This is a genomic window from Streptomyces pimonensis (genome assembly GCF_041380215.1).
Taxonomy (GTDB): domain Bacteria; phylum Actinomycetota; class Actinomycetes; order Streptomycetales; family Streptomycetaceae; genus Streptomyces; species Streptomyces pimonensis.
In genome coordinates, this window is record NZ_JAHWZY010000026.1 from 48,512 (window position 1) to 65,133 (window position 16,622).

General features: G+C 73.3%; 12 protein-coding genes. 4 read left to right on the plus strand and 8 right to left on the minus strand.

What is annotated here, in order from left to right:
* Window positions 1–257: 257 nt before the first annotated feature.
* Complete coding sequence (locus tag KYY02_RS23475; RefSeq protein WP_371241000.1) at window positions 258–3,572, plus strand: S8 family serine peptidase; 3,315 nt, start codon at window positions 258–260, stop codon at window positions 3,570–3,572.
* Window positions 3,573–3,632: 60 nt separating this feature from the next.
* On the opposite strand, the gene KYY02_RS23480 is transcribed toward KYY02_RS23475, so the two are convergent.
* Both KYY02_RS23480 and KYY02_RS23485 read right to left on the minus strand, forming a co-directional pair.
* Entirely contained in the window at window positions 3,633–4,592 is a 960-nt protein-coding gene (locus tag KYY02_RS23480) for a hypothetical protein (protein ID WP_371241002.1), read from the minus strand.
* Between the two features lies 1 nt (window position 4,593).
* Window positions 4,594–5,133 carry an RNA polymerase sigma factor gene (locus tag KYY02_RS23485; RefSeq protein WP_371241075.1) on the minus strand — a complete coding sequence of 180 codons (540 nt, stop codon included), beginning with the start codon at window positions 5,131–5,133 and terminating at the stop codon, window positions 4,594–4,596.
* A 333-nt stretch (window positions 5,134–5,466) separates the two neighbouring features.
* Between KYY02_RS23485 and KYY02_RS23490 the strand changes: the two genes are divergently transcribed.
* Window positions 5,467–6,483 carry an aspartate-semialdehyde dehydrogenase gene (locus KYY02_RS23490; protein ID WP_371241004.1) on the plus strand — a complete coding sequence of 339 codons (1,017 nt, stop codon included), beginning with the start codon at window positions 5,467–5,469 and terminating at the stop codon, window positions 6,481–6,483.
* Between the two features lie 75 nt (window positions 6,484–6,558).
* Here KYY02_RS23490 and KYY02_RS23495 read toward each other — a convergent pair whose 3' ends face one another.
* Window positions 6,559–7,035 (minus strand): DUF1203 domain-containing protein, encoded by a 477-nt coding sequence (locus KYY02_RS23495; protein ID WP_371241006.1) that lies wholly within the window; start codon window positions 7,033–7,035, stop codon window positions 6,559–6,561.
* Between the two features lie 173 nt (window positions 7,036–7,208).
* On the opposite strand from KYY02_RS23495, the gene pepN reads away from it, so the two are divergent.
* Window positions 7,209–9,782 (plus strand): aminopeptidase N, encoded by a 2,574-nt coding sequence (pepN, locus tag KYY02_RS23500; RefSeq protein WP_371241008.1) that lies wholly within the window; start codon window positions 7,209–7,211, stop codon window positions 9,780–9,782.
* Between the two features lie 369 nt (window positions 9,783–10,151).
* On the opposite strand, the gene KYY02_RS23505 is transcribed toward pepN, so the two are convergent.
* A complete protein-coding gene (locus tag KYY02_RS23505; RefSeq protein WP_371241010.1) occupies window positions 10,152–11,717 on the minus strand; it encodes a PQQ-dependent sugar dehydrogenase in 1,566 nt (521 codons plus the stop codon).
* A gap of 129 nt (window positions 11,718–11,846) precedes the next feature.
* Window positions 11,847–12,770, minus strand: coding sequence for an EamA family transporter (locus KYY02_RS23510; protein ID WP_371241012.1), 924 nt, complete (start codon window positions 12,768–12,770; stop codon window positions 11,847–11,849).
* 124 nt (window positions 12,771–12,894) lie between these two features.
* Here KYY02_RS23510 and KYY02_RS23515 point away from each other — a divergent pair, with 124 nt between their 5' ends.
* Window positions 12,895–13,401: a MarR family winged helix-turn-helix transcriptional regulator gene (locus KYY02_RS23515; protein ID WP_371241014.1), complete on the plus strand. Its 507-nt coding sequence runs from the start codon at window positions 12,895–12,897 to the stop codon at window positions 13,399–13,401.
* A 275-nt stretch (window positions 13,402–13,676) separates the two neighbouring features.
* Here KYY02_RS23515 and KYY02_RS23520 read toward each other — a convergent pair whose 3' ends face one another.
* From KYY02_RS23520 to KYY02_RS23530, 3 genes are all read right to left on the minus strand, one after another.
* Window positions 13,677–13,952: a hypothetical protein gene (locus KYY02_RS23520; RefSeq protein ID WP_371241016.1), complete on the minus strand. Its 276-nt coding sequence runs from the start codon at window positions 13,950–13,952 to the stop codon at window positions 13,677–13,679.
* 203 nt (window positions 13,953–14,155) lie between these two features.
* Complete coding sequence (gene malQ, locus KYY02_RS23525; protein ID WP_371241017.1) at window positions 14,156–16,213, minus strand: 4-alpha-glucanotransferase; 2,058 nt, start codon at window positions 16,211–16,213, stop codon at window positions 14,156–14,158.
* 1 nt (window position 16,214) lies between these two features.
* Window positions 16,215–16,496 carry a hypothetical protein gene (locus KYY02_RS23530; RefSeq protein WP_371241019.1) on the minus strand — a complete coding sequence of 94 codons (282 nt, stop codon included), beginning with the start codon at window positions 16,494–16,496 and terminating at the stop codon, window positions 16,215–16,217.
* Window positions 16,497–16,622 lie beyond the last annotated feature (126 nt).

A 16,622-nucleotide genomic window follows, 5' to 3' on the forward strand; every position in this document is an offset into this window, starting at 1 on the left:
CGCGTCCGGGAACGTCGCCCCGGTGGCCGGCACCGCCTGCGGCGTGTGGGCGACTTGTCGCCTTCAGGGCCCGATCGTCCCATAAGGACATCAAGGGTTTTCCCCATACATCCATTTCGACTTGGCCAACACTGGTCAAACATCCGCCCCTTGCGTAAGGCTCAGCGATCGTCCGGCATCACATCCCGGACCATCGCGACCAGGGTCAATCGACTCCGGTCGCTCCACGATCGTTCCTTTACTCACAAGGGATGCCGATGACCCACTCCCCTCAGCGCGAACCCATACCGGGCGCGAGACGCGTGGCCCGCATCGCCGTGGCCGCCGGTCTCGTCGCCGCGCTCTCCGCGGCCGGGCCGATCCCCCTGGCCATGGCCGCCGACACGCCGCCCGCCGCCCCCGCCGACGCGGACGTCAAGTCCGCGCACGACAAGCTCGGCCCGGACGACGCGGACCTGCTCGCCGAGGCCAAGGCCGACGGCGCCAGGAACGTCACGCTGATGATCGCCACCGCTCCCGGCCAAACCGAGCAGGTCGCCGGGCAACTGGACGCGGTCAAGGGCGGTTCGGTCGGCCGGACCCACGACGAGCTCGGCTACGTCCGCGCCACCGTCCCCACCGGCAAGGCGGACGCTGCGATCGCCGCCGCCACCAAGCTCTCCTCCGTGCACGGCGTCGACCTGCGCGAGGAGATCCCGCTGGACGACCCGACACCGAGCGCGGACACCACGAAGCAGGCCGGGGGCAAGGGCACCGCCACGTACCCGGCGCCGGGGAAGCGGACGCCCGCCGAGAACCCGTACAACCCGTCCTTCGAGACCGGCGCCGTCGAGTTCGTCGAGGACAACCCGAAGGCGGACGGCCGGGGCGTCACCATCGGCATCCTCGACTCCGGCGTGGACCTCGGCCACCCGGCGCTGCAGAGGACCACCACCGGCGAGCGCAAGATCGTCGACTGGGTGACGGCGACCGACCCGATCGTGGACAACGACCGGACCTGGCGTCCGATGGTCTCCTCCGTCGCCGGGCCGACGTTCACCTACGGCAACAAGACCTGGCAGGCCCCGGCCGGTTCCTACCAGGTCAGCACCTTCCTGGAGTCGTACACCACCGGCGGCGACGCGGCCGGCGACGCCAACCGCGACGGCGACACCACCGACTCCTGGGGCGTCCTCTACGACGCGGCGGCCGGCACCGTCCGCGTCGACCTGAACAACAACCAGGACTTCGGCGACGACACCCCGATGAAGCCGTACAAGGACGGCTTCCAGATCGGGTACTTCGGCACCGACGACCCGTCCACCGACGTCGCCGAGCGCCAGCCGTTCGTCGTGGAGATCCGCGAGGACGTCCCGATGGACCCCTACGGCGGCGACTGGATCGGCAAGACGGCCGACTTCGTCAACATCGGCGTCATCGAGGGCTCGCACGGCTCGCACGTCGCCGGCATCACCGCCGCCAACGGCCTGTTCGGCGGACGGATGGACGGCGCCGCCCCCGGCGCGAAGATCGTCTCCTCCCGCGCCTGCACCTGGACCGGCGGCTGCACCAACGTCGCGCTCACCGAGGGCATGATCGACCTCGTCACCGAACGCGGCGTCGACATCGTCAACATGTCCATCGGCGGTCTGCCGGCGCTCAACGACGGCAACAACGCCCGCGCCGCGCTGTACACCCGCCTGATCGACACCTACGGCGTCCAGCTGGTGATCTCCGCGGGCAACTCCGGTCCCGGCGCCAACACCATCGGCGACCCGTCGCTGGCCGACAAGGTCATCTCGGTCGGCGCGTCCGCCTCCAGGGAGACCTGGGCCGCCAACTACGGCTCCGTGGTGGAGAAGAAGTACGCCATGATGCCGTTCTCCTCGCGCGGTCCGCGTGAGGACGGCGGCTTCACGCCGACGCTGGTCGCTCCCGGCGCGGCGATCAACACCATCCAGACCTGGCTGCCGGGCGCCCCGGTCGCCGAGGCGGGTTACGACCTCCCGGCCGGCTACGGCATGCTGCAGGGCACCTCGATGGCCTCCCCGCAGGCCGCCGGCGCCACCGCGCTGCTGCTGTCCGCCGCGAAGCAGAAGCGCATCGACCTCACCCCCGCGGAGCTGCGCACCGCCCTCACCTCCACCGCCGAGCACATCAAGGGCGTGCAGGCCTACGAGGAGGGCGCCGGACTCATCGACATCGAGGACGCCTGGGACGCCATCCGCGACGGCGCCACCGCGCACACGTACACGGTGAAGGCGCCGGTCGACACCGCGATCGACCAGTTCCTGAAGACGCCCGGCTTCGGCACGGGCCTCTACGACCGTGAGGGCGGCCTGAAGGCCGGCCAGAAGAAGACGTACGACGTCACCATCACCCGTACGTCCGGCCCGGACCGCGCGGTCCGCCACGAGCTCGACTTCGAGAACAACGCGGGTCGCACCTTCCGCGTCCTCGGCGACGACGACATCGCGCTGCCGCTGAACAAGCCGGTGACCGTGAAGGTCCAGGCGGCGCCCGGCTCGGCCGGCATCAAGAGCGCGATCCTGGAGGTCGACGACCCCCGCACCGAGGGCGTCGACCAGCAGATCCTCAGCACCGTGGTCGTCTCCGTGCCGCTGGAGCACCACACCTTCTCCTCGTCCGGCACGGCCCAGCGCAACAGCACCACCTCCTACTTCGTCACCGTGCCCGAGGGCGCGAAGACGCTGGAGGTCGCGATGAGCGGGCTGAGGGACAAGAGCCAGACCCGGTTCGTCGCCATCCACCCGTACGGCGTCCCGGCCGACCCTACGTCGACGGTCAACTGCTACCCGAACTACACCAACCCGGCCAACACCTGCCGCCCCGACACACGTTCGTACGAGAACCCGCAGCCGGGCGTGTGGGAGATCGAGGTCGAGTCGCGCCGCACCTCGCCGCTGCTCGACAACCCCTACGAGCTGGACGTCGCCGTGCTCGGCGCGGCCTTCGGCCCGGAGACCGTGACCGTGCCCGAGGCGGAGGTCGGCGCGCCGACCGCCGTCTCGTGGACGGTGACGAACGAGTTCGCCGCGCTGGACGGCAAGCTGGTGGGCGGCCCGCTCGGCTCGTCGAAGACGGAGCGGCCGGCCATCGCGACCGGTGAGACGCACACGACCACGGTCGAGGTGCCCGAGGGCGCCACGTCGCTCGACGTGGCCATCGGGAACGTCTCGGACGCCTCCGCCGACCTGGACCTGACGGTCTACGACCAGGACGGCAACCAGGTCGGCCAGTCCGCCGACGGCGACTCGGAGGAGTCGGTCTCCATCGCTTCCCCGGCGGCCGGTGTCTACACCGTGGAGGTCGTGGGCTACTCGGTCCCGGCCGGTTCCACGGACTACGACTACCGGGACGTGTTCTTCTCCGCCTCGCTCGGCTCCGTCGGCGTCGACGGCTCCGCGCCGGTGAAGCTCGGCACGGGCGACTCGGTCACCGTCTCCGGCGACGTCACCGTCGCCGCGGCGGCCCCCGAGGGACGCGCGTTCTTCGGACGGGTCCAGTTGGTCAACGCGCGCGGCACGGTCGCGGGCGTCGGCAACGTGGCGATCGAGAAGGTCGCTCCGTGAACGGCTGACGTGGGATCCGGGGGCGGGCGCCCCATACGGGCGCCCGCCCCTTCGTCGTGCTCAGTCGCAGGCCAGGGTGCGCGACGCGGGGAGCGAGGCGGTGATCCGGGCCCGCTCGGGGGCGATGTCCGTCTCTCCTACGATCACCGTGTCCGGGTGGACGCCGTCGAGGGGCATGCCGACCATCATCTGGTCGCCCTCGTGCAGCGGGGGGCCGCCTGCGGGGCCCCGGAGGAAGGTGACCTCGCCCTCGCCCTCACCCTTGTAGTAGCGGCTCGCCCTCAGCGTGACGCGTTCCGCCCCGCCCTCCGGCGCCGGGTCCACCGCCAGCACCGTGCCCTCGGCGACGAGGCGGGCGCAGGCGAGGTAGCGAGGGCTGCCGAAGGCGGCCCCGCCCGCCTCCGTGGAGTCCGCCCGCGCGGCGGCGCTCTCCCCGGCCGAGTCGGACACTCCGCCCGGCTGCGTCACGAGCCACCCCGTGCCGGCGACGACGGTGGCGGCGGCCGCGGCGACGAGGGTGCCCAGAGCGACCCTCAGGGGACGGCGGCGGGCGCGGTACGGGCCGTGGGAGCCGCCGGGGCGGGAGGGCAGCGCCCTCAGCCGGGCGGGGGTGACCGGCGGGTGGCCGGTCCCGGCCCCGGGGAGCACGCCGTCCGGGGAGCACGCCCCCGTGTTCCGCCCGGTCCCGTCGTCGGACTCCGGCCGCTCCCCGGACCGGGCGGCCCCGCCTCGCCCCGCCGGGGCGCCGTCCCCCGCACCGGCGGGGACGCCCTCACCGGCCGGGGCCGCGAGCGCGTCCCCGATCACCATCAGCTGCTCCCGCAGGACGGCCAGGTCGGCCCCGGCGGCCCCACGCGCGGCCATGAACGCCGGGTCGTGCCGGGCGGGCCCGGACAGGGGCTCGTCGAGGATGGCGGCCATCAGGGCGTCCATGCCGTCGTACTCCGCGCTCCCGGCGTTCTCGGCGCTCCCGGCCTTCCCGGTGTTCCCGGTGTTCCGGTGCTCGTCGTGAGCGGGCATGTCAGACCACCTCGTCCTCGTGCAGGCGGGCGCGCAGGGCGCGTACCGCCGTGTGCAGCCTGCTCTTGACCGTGCCCTCCGGAACACCGAGCTGCTCGGCGATCGACCGTACCGGCAGGTCGGCGTAGAAGCGCAGCACCACCACCTGGCGCTGCGCGTCGGGCAGCTCGTCCAGGCCCCGGGCGACGGCGAGGGAGAGCAGGCTGGCCTCCTCGCCGGAAGGGGCTTCCGCGGGACGGAGCGACGCGAGGCGCTCGCCGAGCCGCTCCTGGCGGCGCTTGGCCCGGTGCCAGTCCATGGCGAGGTTGGAGGCGACCACCGCCGCCCACGCCGAGACGTCCCGCGGCGCCTCCCGCCCGCTCGCGGCGCGTTCCAGCAGCCGCAGGCGGACCTGCTGCACCCCGTCCGGCAGGTCCGCCTGCGACACCCCGCCCAGGGCGAGCACCGCCCGCACCCGGCGTTCCTGCGCCGCGTCCAGCGGGTCGTCGTCCGCGGCGGCGTACGACGCCCCCCGGCCGCGCCGGGTCCTTCCGCGCAGCACCGGCCACCCCCTCACGCTGTTTCTCCTACGACGCCGCTCCCGCCCGGAACGTTCGACCGGATTCTCCGGATCCGGCCGAGGCGTATGTCACACCTCCGTGTGGCCGGGGCCCGACCGGGCAGGGGACCCTGCGGTCCGAGGCCCCCGGAGGCTGAATTCCTGCTGTTCAGGGGGATGACAGCCGGAGGTCCACGACCGGTGGTCGCCACCGGCGCGTCCCACTCTGCGGGCAGGATCCGCAAAGAACTGGACAGGCGGGCCGTGGTCGGCCGCATGATGGAAGAGCCTCGGCCAGGCATTCAGGTACGAATCAGGACACAGCAGGGAGTCGCCGTGAGGGTCGGAATCGTCGGAGCCACCGGTCAGGTGGGTACGGTCATGCGCAGGATCCTCAAGGAGCGGAACTTCCCGGTCACCGAGCTGCGTCTGTTCGCCTCGGCCCGTTCGGCGGGCACGGAGCTGGACGGCGTGACGGTGGAGGACGCGTCGACCGCCGACTACAGCGGCCTGGACATCGTGCTGTTCTCCGCGGGCGGCGCGACCTCGAAGGCGCTGGCCGAGAAGGTCGCCGCGCAGGGCGCGGTCGTGATCGACAACTCCTCCGCCTGGCGCAAGGACCCCGAGGTCCCCCTCGTCGTCTCCGAGGTGAACCCGCACGCGATCGCCGACCGCCCCAAGGGCATCATCGCCAACCCGAACTGCACCACGATGGCCGCGATGCCGGTGCTGCGCCCGCTGCACGCGGAGGCGGGTCTCCAGGCGCTGGTCGTCGCCACGTACCAGGCGGTGTCCGGTTCCGGCCTCGCGGGCGTCGCGGAGCTGCACGGCCAGGCGCAGAAGGTGATCGACGAGGCCGACAAGCTCACCCACGACGGCGCGGCGGTCGACTTCCCCGAGCCCGGCGTCTACAAGCGCCCCATCGCCTTCAACGTGCTGCCGCTGGCCGGCAACCTCGTCGACGACGGGCTGGGCGAGACCGACGAGGAGCAGAAGCTGCGCAACGAGTCGCGCAAGATCCTGGAGATCCCCGAGCTCAGGGTCTCCGGCACCTGCGTGCGCGTCCCGGTCTTCTCCGGGCACTCCCTGCAGATCAACGCCCGCTTCGCCCGCCCGATCAGCGCCGAGCGCGCGACCGAGCTGCTGGCGGAGGCCCCCGGCGTCGTCCTCACCGACATCCCCACCCCGCTCCAGGCCGCCGGCCAGGACCCGTCCTACGTCGGCCGGATCCGCCCCGACGAGACGGTGGAGCACGGCCTCGCCCTGTTCGTCTCCAACGACAACCTCCGCAAGGGCGCGGCGCTGAACGCCGTACAGATCGCGGAGCTGGTGGCGGCGGAACTGCGCGGCTGACGCCGCCGGCACGGGAGGCGGGCGTCCCCGGGGCGTCCGCCTCTTCCTCGTACCGCCGTGCGGGGAGCCGCGCGGTCAGTCCCGGCGCACCTCGTACAGGAAGCAGCCGTACTCGACGGCCCGTACGTGCACCAGCGCCACCTCGGGGTCGGTGAAGGCCTCGGTGAGGGCGGGTGCGAAGTCCTCCGGCGCCTCGACCAGGCGGCCGCCCAGGATGCGGCCGTCTGCGGAGTAGCGGCGGAGCGTGCGGTGGGCGTCCGTGAAGGGAAGCTCCGCGCCCTTCGGGCCCGCGCACTCCTCGGCGTGGATGAACACGGGGCCCTGTTCGTCGTAGGCGCCGGGGTCCGCACCCGTCTCCGCCGCCCAGCGGCGCAGCGGCGCGTAGGAGACGAGGGCCACGCGTTCTCCGGGGCGGCTGCGGCGCAGACAGCAGCGGAGCGGGGCGCCGCCCTCGTCGTCGGTGACGGGGGCCGCCGGGCGGCCGGCGTCGTCGGTGACCAGCAGTTCCCCCAGGACCGGTGGAGGGACGGGGCGTGCGGTGCGGTGCGTCATGTCCCCAGGCCCGCTCCCCCGCGCCCCGTCCCACTGGCGGATTCCGGACGTCGAACCCCGCCCCCGCCCACCGGACGACACAGGGGTATCCCCATGATCCGGCTCGGTCATCGCCTCATCCCGATGCCACGTGGAAGGATGGCGCAACCCACACATATCGAGGAGATGACCGCGTGCCTGGCACAAACCTGACTCGCGAAGAGGCGCGGCAGCGGGCGAAGCTGCTGACCGTTGACTCGTACGAGATCGATCTCGACCTCTCCGGCGCGCAGGAGGGCGGCACCTACCGGTCCGTGACCACGGTGCGCTTCGACGTCGCCGAGGAGGGCGACGGCGCGGAGTCCTTCATCGACCTGGTGGCCCCCACCGTGCACGAGGTGACCCTCAACGGGGACTCCCTCGACCCCGCCGAGGTCTTCGCGGACTCCCGCATCGCCCTGCCCGGCCTGCTGAAGGGCCGCAACGTCCTGCGGGTGGAGGCCGACTGCGCGTACACCAACACGGGCGAGGGCCTGCACCGGTTCGTCGACCCGGTGGACGAACAGGCTTACCTCTACACCCAGTTCGAGGTGCCCGACGCCCGCCGGGTCTTCGCGAGCTTCGAGCAGCCCGACCTGAAGGCGACCTTCCGGTTCACCGTGAGGGCTCCGGAGGGCTGGACCGTCATCTCCAACTCGCCGACGCCCGAGCCGCAGGGGAACGTCTGGAGGTTCGAGCCGACCCCGCGCATCTCGTCGTACATCACGGCGCTGATCGCCGGTCCGTACCACTCCGTGCACAGCGTCTACGAGAAGGACGGCCAGTCCGTTCCGCTCGGCATCTACTGCCGTCCGTCGCTGGCCGAGCACCTGGACTCGGACGCGATCTTCGAGGTCACCCGGCAGGGCTTCGACTGGTTCCAGGAGAAGTTCGACTACGCGTACCCGTTCGCGAAGTACGACCAGCTGTTCGTGCCGGAGTTCAACGCCGGTGCGATGGAGAACGCGGGCGCGGTGACCATCCGCGACCAGTACGTCTTCCGGTCGAAGGTGACCGACGCGGCGTACGAGGTGCGCGCGGAGACCATCCTGCACGAGCTGGCCCACATGTGGTTCGGCGACCTGGTCACCATGGAGTGGTGGAACGACCTGTGGCTGAACGAGTCGTTCGCCACCTACACGTCCATCGCCTGCCAGGCGGCGGCGCCGGGCTCCAGGTGGCCGCACTCGTGGACGACCTTCGCGAACTCCATGAAGACCTGGGCCTACCGCCAGGACCAGCTGCCGTCCACGCACCCGATCATGGCGGACATCCGCGACCTGGACGACGTACTCGTCAACTTCGACGGCATCACGTACGCCAAGGGCGCGTCCGTGCTGAAGCAGCTCGTCGCGTACGTCGGCGAGGACGAGTTCTTCCGGGGCGTGCAGGCGTACTTCAAGCGTCACGCGTACGGCAACACGCGCCTGTCCGACCTGCTGGGCGCTCTGGAGGAGACCTCCGGGCGCGATCTGAGGACCTGGTCGAAGCAGTGGCTGGAGACGGCCGGCATCAACGTGCTGCGTCCGGTGATCGAGACGGATGCCGAGGGTGTCGTCACCTCCTTCGCCGTCCGTCAGGAGGCCCCGGCGCTCCCGGCGGGCGCGAAGGGCGAGCCGACGCTGCGCCCGCACCGCATCGCGGTCGGCGCCTACGACCTCGACGCGGACGGCAGGCTGGTGCGCGGCGAGCGCGTCGAGCTGGACGTCGACGGCGAGCTGACGGCCGTGCCGCAGCTGGTCGGCAAGCGCCGTCCGGCGGTCGTCCTGCTGAACGACGACGACCTGTCGTACGCGAAGGTCCGTCTGGACGAGGAGTCGCTCGCCGTCGTCACCGAGCACCTCGGCGACTTCGCGGAGTCCCTGCCCCGCGCCCTGTGCTGGGCCTCCGCCTGGGACATGACCCGGGACGCGGAACTCGCCGCCCGGGACTACCTCTCGCTCGTGCTGTCGGGCATCGGCAAGGAGTCCGACATCGGCGTCGTGCAGTCGCTGCACCGCCAGGTGAAGCTGGCGATCGACCTGTACGCCGACCCCGGCGCCCGCGAGTCCCTGCTGACCCGCTGGACCGACGCCACGCTGGCCCACCTTCGGTCCGCCGAACCGGGCGGCGACCACCAGCTGGCGTGGGCGCGGGCGTTCGCGGCGACGGCCCGTACGCCGGAGCAGCTGGACCTGCTGGAGGGCCTGCTGGCCGGTACGCAGACCGTCGAGGGGCTGGCCGTGGACACGGAGCTGCGCTGGTCGTTCGTGCAGCGGCTGGCGGCGGTGGGCCGGTTCGACGAGGCGGAGATCGCGGCCGAGTACGAGCGGGACAGGACGGCGGCCGGTGAGCGGCACGCCGCGACCGCCCGCGCGGCCCGCCCGACCGAGGAGGCCAAGGCGGAGGCGTGGGCCTCGGTCGTGGAGTCCGACAAGCTGCCGAACGCCGTCCAGGAGGCGGTCATCGCCGGCTTCGTCCAGACCGACCAGCGCGAGCTGCTGGCGCCGTACACGGACCGGTACTTCGAGGTGCTGGCGGACGTCTGGGCATCCCGTTCGCACGAGATGGCCCAGCAGATCGCGGTCGGCCTCTACCCGACCGTCCAGGTCTCCGGCGAGACCCTCGACAAGACGGACGCCTGGCTGGCGTCCGCCGAACCGGGTGCGGCCCTGCGCCGCCTGGTCTCGGAGTCCCGCGCGGGGGTGGAACGCGCGCTGCGTGCCCAGGCGGCGGACGCACGGGCCTGATCCCGCACGCCTGCGGCGGGGGCGCCCGGCTCCGTCCGGGCGCCCCGTCCCCTTGCCGGAGCCGGCCGCTACCGGTCCCCGGCCAGGAACCCGGTGACGGCCCGGACGAAGTGGTCCGGACCGTCCACCCACGGGTCGTGCGCGGCGCCCGCCTGAACGGACGTGCTCGCCGCGCGGGAGGGGCCCCGCCGCCTCGGCGGCAAGCAGGCGGCGGGCTCACCGGACCACCGGGAACGCAGACGAGCGGTTGATCACCCCCGGAACCCTTCCGGTGGCAGACGCGTCGGGCGCGTCGAAAGCCGGCATGGACCGGATGCTCGCAGGCGGGGCGGTGGTGAGCGCTCCGTCGCCCGCGGCTGACGTGCGCGCTCAGCGGCCCACCGCGCAGGCGTCCCCGTTGAGCGTGAACCGCGCCGGCGGCGACGCGTCGCCGGTGTGCCCGGTGAGATAGCCGAGGGTGACGCTCGCGCCGGGGGTGATCGTGGCGTTGTGCGGGGTGTTGGCCGCCGTGATCACGTTGCTTCCCTGGGTCAGGTTCGTGTTCCAGTCGGAGACGACCGTCTGGCCGAGGGCGAGCGGGAACTCCAGCGTCCAGCCGTTCACCGGCGTGCCGCCGGTGTTGGTGACGGTGAGGTCGACCGTCGTTCCGGTGCCCCAGGCCGTCACGGTGCGGTCCACCCGGCAGGTGGGCTCCTCCCGCGAGAAGGACACCTTGTGCAGACCGCCGGGCAGGTCGTTGACCACGTAGAACTCCCCGTCGGCGGTCGTGCCGACCGACGTCACCTGGGTGGGCATCTCACCGATCTCGGCCTGCTCGTAGCCGCCGCTGCCGTCGGGGCGCAGCGCCCAGACCGTGGACGAGCAGTAGTCGGTGGCGATGTACGTGCCGCCGGCCAGGTCGGCGTACTCCCGGCCCCGGTAGACGTGACCGCCGATGACCGAGCAGCCGCCGGTGTAGGGGGAGTACGTGAAGACCGGCTCCGTGTGCTCCTCGCCGGGCGCGCAGTCGCCGCCCGCGAGCTCCTCCAGGCCCTCGTAGCAGGACCAGCCGAGGTTCAGTCCGCCCCGGCCGGGGGCGAGGTGGTCGATCTCCTCCCAGCGGCCCTGGCCCACGTCGCCGATCCACATCGAGCCGTCGGCGGCGTCGAAGGAGAAGCGCCAGGGGTTGCGCAGACCGTACAGCCAGATCTCCTCGCGGGCGCCGGGCGTGCCCACGAACGGGTTGTCGGCCGGGACGCAGTACGGGAGCGCGCCGCAGCCGCGGCGCACGTCGATGCGCATGATCTTGCCCAGCAGGGTGTCCAGCCGCTGTCCGGAGCGGAAGGGGTCGCCGGAGCCGCCGCCGTCGCCGATGCTCCAGTACAGGTTGCCGTCGGGGCCGAAGGCGAGCTGGCCGCCGTTGTGGTTGCTGTACTCGGCGTGCTCCTGGGAGAGCAGGACCTCCAGGCGGGACTCGTCGAGCCGGTAGCGGGCGAGGGTGACCGCGCCGTCGGGCAGTGCCGTGTACGCCAGGTACAGGTCCTGGCTGTCGGCGAAGTCGGGCGGGAGGGCGATGCCGAGCAGGCCACGCTCGTTGCCCGACTCGTCCACGGCCGGGGTGATGTCGACGACCGGGGTGCGGGCCAGGCCCGTGTCCGGGTGGTAGACGCGGACGGTGCCGGACTTCTCCGTGATGAACAGGCGGTCCGTGCCGTCGTCGGGGGCGACGACTGCGGTGGGGCGCCTGAGGCCGGAGGCGACCTGAACGGTGGTGGCGTGGAGCGAGGGCAGGGGGACGGCCGAGGCTGCCGCCGTCTTCTCCTCGCGTGTCGACGCGGTGTCCGCCGTGACGGCGGGCAGCGGGGCGAGCGCGGTCAGCAGAAGGGCCAGGAGGAGGGGGACGGTCCAGCGGCGCCGCGATCCCGTGCACTTTCTATCGTGGGCATGACAATACACGATCTCCCTCTTTCCCGTGACCCGACCGCATGGGAGCGCTCCCGCACTTCCAATCTGCGCGTCGCACACCGGGGCGGCAACGCGCGATCGCGCCACTTTCACGCCGCGTGGCGCGAACACCGCCACCCCCTAGGAGGGGACCTTCGGCGGTTCCGCGGGCACGGAGTCGGGGCGGGAAGGGACGGGGGCCGGGCGGGGGCGCGCGGCGATCTGTCCGGCCACCGTCGCACCGAACGCCAGTGCCATGCCCGTCAGCTGCAGCGGGGTCAGCGTCTCGCCGAGGGCCGCCCAGCCGATCACCGCCGCCGTGAGGGGGCTGAGGGGGCCGAGGAAGGTGACCTGGGTGGCGGTGAGGCGGCCGATGCCCCGGAACCAGAGCCAGTACGCGATCGCCGTGTTGGCCAGGGCGAGGTAGAGGTAGCCGCCGACCGCCGGGGCGTCCAGGGCGGGGGGCGCACCCTCGGCCAGGACGGCGACGGGCGCGATCAGCAGACCGCCGGCCGTCAGCTGCCAGCCCGTCAGGGCGAGCGGGCCGACGCCCTCCGGGCGACCCCAGCGCTTGGTGAGGACGGTGCCGGCGGACATCGAGGCGGTGGAGGCGAGGGCCGCGAGGACACCCGGCGGATCCAGTGCGCCCGCCGCCTTCAGGACCACCAGGCTGACGCCGGACGCGGCCGCGAACCCGGTGATCACGTTCCGCGCCGTCGGCCGCTGCCCCAGCAACAGCGCCGAGAGGCCCACCACGAACAGCGGCCCGACCGAGCCGACCACCGCCGCCATGCCGCCGGGCAGCCGGTAGGCGGAGAGGAACAGCAGCGGGAAGAAGGCGCCGATGTTGAGCGCGCCCAGCGCCGTCGCCTTCCACCACCAGGCCCCGCGCGGCAGCACCCGGACGAGCGCGAGCAGGACGAGACCGGCGGGCAGGGCGCGCGTCAGGCCGGTGAACAGCGGGCGGTCGGGCGGGAGGAACTCCGTGGTCACGGCATAGGTGGTGCCCCAGGAGACGGGGGCGAGGGCGGTGAGCGCGATGAGGGTGGCACGGTTCGCGGCCATGACGGGCGCACCTCTTCCGGGTAGGTCAACGGAAAGTAGCTTAGCCGCAAGCTACTTTCCGTCAAGCTACTTGCCGCCAAGTAGCTTTCTTGCGGGTGACCCGCTTCCGGCGGATACTCCTGCCATGACCGCCGAGCAGCGCCCCGAGGACCCCGTCGACGCGATCATCGAGCAGTGGGCGCGAGTGCGGCCCGACCTCGACACCGCCGGCATGGAGGTCTTCGGGCGCGTCTTCCGGCTCGCGCGCGCCATGGGCGACCGGATGGAGAAGGCGTACGCCGCGTACGGGATCTCACGCGGCGAGTTCGACGTCCTCGCCACCCTGCGCCGCTCCGGGGAGCCCTACACCCTCTCCCCCCGCCAGCTCTCGGCCACGCTGATGCTCACCACCGGCGGGATGACCGGCCGCCTCGACAAGCTGGAGCGCGCGGGACTGCTCCGCCGCTCCCCCGACCCGCACGACCGCCGCGGCCTCCAGGTGACGCTCACCGAGGAGGGGCTGCGTCTGATCGACAGGGCGGTCGGCGCCGGCCTCGCCGCCCAGTCCCAGGCGCTGTCCGCCCTGGACGGGGAACGGGCGGCGCACCTGGCCGACCTGCTGCGGGACCTGCTGCTCGCGACGGAGAGGTAGGAGGGGCGGGGGCCCGCCGCCGCAAGGACCCCTCGTGCTGCGGGGCGACCGGGGCGGGTCGACAGGAGAGGTCGCTGGCTGCGCCGGCGCGCTTCTTGGCAACGGGGACGGGAACGCCGGCGGGGTCGGCGGGGCCGTCCACCGGGGCCTCCTCCACGCCGCCCGTGAGGGGAGCGCGCTGCCCGGAACGCGCGAGGGCGCGTCCCGGGCAGCGCGGAGGGCGCCGGCTCCGCGTACGGCGGTGACGGCGCCCTCGGAGGGCGGTGGGCCCCGGGTCAGGCCTTGGATTCGGCCCTGGTGCTGATGTTGGAGCTGGTCGGGTCCTTCTTCTGGTGCGACTTGTCGGCGACCATCACCAGGGCGGCGATGATCACGAACAGCGCGATCGGGGCCACGACGTAGAGGCCCAGCGTCTCGATGACGCTCAGGCCCGGGCCGGGGTCGTCGCCGTCGTCGCGGGTGAGCGCGAGCGCGGGGGACGACATGAGCAGCATCATCAGCGTCGTACCGGCTGCCAGGGCGCCGGCGCGCAGGGCGTTCTTCTTGTCCACGGTGCCAAACTATCCAACGCGGCCGGGCTTCGCGCGTCCGGGGTGCCCTAAGGACCGGGGTGCCTGCGCGTTGCGGGGCACTCCGCGTCGGTGCGGGCCGGGGGTGTTCGCACGGCCCGGCGCCCGCGGGGTGCCTCCCCGCGTCCGGCTCCGCTCGAGCGGGGACGCCGTCGCCCTGCGGCACGACCGCCCGCGGCCGCGCATCACTCCCTCAGCACCTCCATCAGTGCCCGGAGTCTCGGCGACGCCGCCAGTTCCTCCAGCGTCACCGGCCTCCTTCGCGCGTCCGCGATCGGCAGCCGCCAGTTCGGGTACTGGTCCCACGTGCCGGGCAGGTTCTGCGGACGCCGGTCGCCGACGCCGTCGGGGAGCCAGACCCCGACCATCCGCGCCGGCGTCCGCAGCAGGTACCGGTGGACGGCCTGGATCTCGGCCTCCTCCGAGGCGTCCGCCCCCGTCAGCCCCAGCCGCACGAACAGCTCCCGCCACTCCGCCGTGTCGGCCGCCGCCTCCGCCCGTTCCTCCGCCGCCGGGCGCGTGAGCAGCCCCAGGCCGTCCCGGAGCTCCACGTGCTCACCGCTGAGCCGGGCGGCCGTGGGCGGCAGGTCGTGGGTGGTGGCCGTGGCCAGGCAGTCCGCGCGCCAGGCGTCCGGCGGCAGCGGACGCCGGTCGCCGTCCCAGTCCCGTTCGAACCACAGCACCGACGTGCCGTACACGCCCCGTTCGCGCAGCGCCTCACGCACGCCGGGCTCGACGGTCCCCAGGTCCTCGCCGATCACCGTCGCCCCGGCCCGGGACGCCTCCAGGACGAGCACGGCCAGCATCGCCTCGGCGTCGTAGCGGACGTACGTGCCCTCCGTGGGCGGGTGGCCCTCGGGAACCCACCAGAGCCGGAACAGGCCCATGACGTGGTCGACGCGCAGGGCGCCCGCATACCGGAACAGGCCTCGGAGCAGGGCGCGGAAGGGGGCGTACCCGGAGGCGGCGAGCCGGTCGGGGCGCCAGGGCGGCAGGCCCCAGTCCTGGCCGCGCGCGTTGAAGGCGTCCGGGGGCGCGCCGACGGACATGCCGGCCGCGAAGTGCTCCTGCTGCGCCCAGGCGTCGGCGCCGCCGGGGTGGACGCCGACGGCGAGGTCGTGGACGATCCCGACCGGCATCCCGGCCTCGCGGGCGGCCCGCTGGGCGTCGGTGAGCTGGGCGTCGGTGAGCCAGACGAGCCAGGAGTGGAAGTCGACGCGGTCCGCCAGCTCGCGCCGGGCACGGGCGGTCCCGGGAGAGCGCGGGTCGCGCAGCGGGACGGGCCAGCGGTGCCAGTCGGCGCCGTGGGCCTCGGCGAGCGCGCACCAGGTGGCGTGGTCCTCCAGGGCCCGGCCCTGTCCGGCGCGGAAGTCGTCGTAGGCGGCGCGGCGGCCGGGTCCGAGCGGGACCTCGTGCACCAGTTCCAGGGCCTCCCGCTTGACCTCCCACACGGCGTCCCGGTCGATCAGCTCGCCCTTCTCCAGCACCGCCTCGCGCAACCGTCCGGCCCGCTCCAGCAGGGCGCGCACGCGGTCGCGGTCCTCGACGTACGCGAACTCGGGGACGTCCTCGATCCGCAGGTGGACGGGGTCGGGGAAGCGGCGGGAGGAGGGGCGGTAGGGGGAGGGGTCGGCCGGCCGGCCGGGAACGGCCGCGTGCAGGGGGTTGACCTGGATGAACCCCGCGCCGAGGACGCGTCCGGCCCAGCCGGCGAGTTCGCCGAGGTCGGCGAGGTCGCCCATGCCCCAGGAGCGCCGGGAGAGCAGGGAGTAGAGCTGGACCAGGAGTCCGTACGAGCGTCCGGGCGGCGCGGGCAGTCCGGGCGGGGCGACGATCAGGTGGGCGCGGGCGGTGCGGCCGTCGGGGGCGGTGGCGGTCACCTCGTGCACGCCGGGCGGGAGGTGCTCGGCGGACGTGCGGGTCCCGTCCTGTTCGGTCGCCACCTGCAGCCGGGTGCCCTCGGGAAGGGTGGCCAGGGCTGCGGGGGTGCGGGCGCCCCAGCCGACCACGGTGGGGGGCAGCAGCCGCTCGCCGAGCTCGCGTTCGCGGGCGGCGAGGGCGGTGCGGACGGCCTCCGGGGCCGCCGCGTCCACGCCGAGGGCGGCCAGCGCGAGGGTGACGGCGGTGGCCGGCGCCGCGACCGTGCGGTCCGGGGAGGGGTGGTAGGAGGTGGCGACGCCGTGCAGGGCGGCGAGCCGGGACAGGTCCTCCGAAGGGGTCTCGGCCGGCCGTGGCACGCTCACCCTAGGGCTCCGGGCTGTACTGGGCCGGGAAGGAGTCGAGTCCGGAGGAGTCCGAGGAGTCCAGGAAGCCGTCGGACTCGCTGGTCAGGGGGGTGGCGTCGGCGAGCGGCGGTTCGCTGGTGAGGGGTTCGGCGTCGGGCAGCGGGGGTTCGCTGGTCAGCGGGGCCTCGGCGCAGGATCCTTCCGCGCTGAAGACGCAGAAGTGGAGCTCCTCGATGTCGGCGGAGCGCTCCGCCGCGGGTTTGGACGGGACGGGGGAAGGAACGTAGGCGGGTGCAGCCACAGATGGCCTCCTCGTCGGGCACGGCGCGGATCACGCGGGGCGTGCGGGTCGTGCGGGTTATCCCGCAGCCCTACCCAGTGGGCGCGGCGCCAGACGCACAAAGCCTTCCAACGTGATCCTGGTCAC

Bases quoted from the DNA above. Each gene is read 5' to 3' on its own strand.
- KYY02_RS23475 (WP_371241000.1), top strand. From the start codon at position 258: ATGACCCACTCCCCTCAGCGCGAACCCATACCGGGCGCGAGACGCGTG.
- KYY02_RS23480 (WP_371241002.1), bottom strand. From the start codon at position 4,592: ATGCCCGCTCACGACGAGCACCGGAACACCGGGAACACCGGGAAGGCC.
- KYY02_RS23495 (WP_371241006.1), bottom strand. From the start codon at position 7,035: ATGACGCACCGCACCGCACGCCCCGTCCCTCCACCGGTCCTGGGGGAA.
- KYY02_RS23510 (WP_371241012.1), bottom strand. From the start codon at position 12,770: ATGGCCGCGAACCGTGCCACCCTCATCGCGCTCACCGCCCTCGCCCCC.
- KYY02_RS23515 (WP_371241014.1), top strand. From the start codon at position 12,895: ATGACCGCCGAGCAGCGCCCCGAGGACCCCGTCGACGCGATCATCGAG.